Source organism: Streptomyces sp. SP17BM10 (assembly GCF_036322405.1).
GTDB lineage: Bacteria > Actinomycetota > Actinomycetes > Streptomycetales > Streptomycetaceae > Kitasatospora.
Genome location: NZ_JAQYXB010000088.1, coordinates 1 through 595 on the forward strand (window position 1 = coordinate 1; position 595 = coordinate 595).

The window sequence follows — 595 nt, forward strand, 5'->3', positions numbered from 1 at the left end:
CACCTCGCGCACGGCCGCCGGAACGTCGCCGCCAGGGGCGACCAGGGTCGCGCAGTCGAGGACGACGGTCTCGGGGGCCGGGCCCTCGGCGGGCAGGGCGTCCCAGGCCGTCCACTCCGTACCCGCGGCCGGAGCGGCCGGCAGCTCCGACCACTCGACCGCGTAGAGCGGGTCGGCCGAGCCCAGCTGCTCCGCCGAGACGGCCCGGCCCTTCACGGAGGCCACCGTCAGCACGGGGTCACCGGCCGGGTCGGCGAGGTCGAGCCGCAGCCCGCCCCCGTCGAGCCGGAGCAGGCGCACCCGCACCGACGACGCTCCGACGGCACGCAGCGCGGCGCCCGTCCACGCGAAGGGGACCACGGTGTCGTCGCTCCCGGCGTCGACGATGGCGGCGTGCATGGCCGCGTCGAGGAGCGCCGGGTGCACGCCGAAGCCGTCGGTCTCCACGTCCTCGGGCAGCGCGACCTCGGCGAACAGCTCGTCGCCGCGCCGCCAGGCCGCCCGCAGGCCCCGGAACACCGGGCCGTAGCCGAACCCGGCCTCGGCCATCCGCTCGTACGCGCCGTCCACCGGCAGCGCCTCCGCGCCGGCCGGC

General features: G+C 78.7%; 1 protein-coding gene. It reads right to left on the bottom strand.

Annotated elements, in window-relative coordinates; genetic code table 11:
* A partial coding sequence (locus PUR71_RS00340; protein WP_329924263.1) for a polyketide synthase dehydratase domain-containing protein occupies positions 1 to 595 on the bottom strand: 595 nt, incomplete at both ends.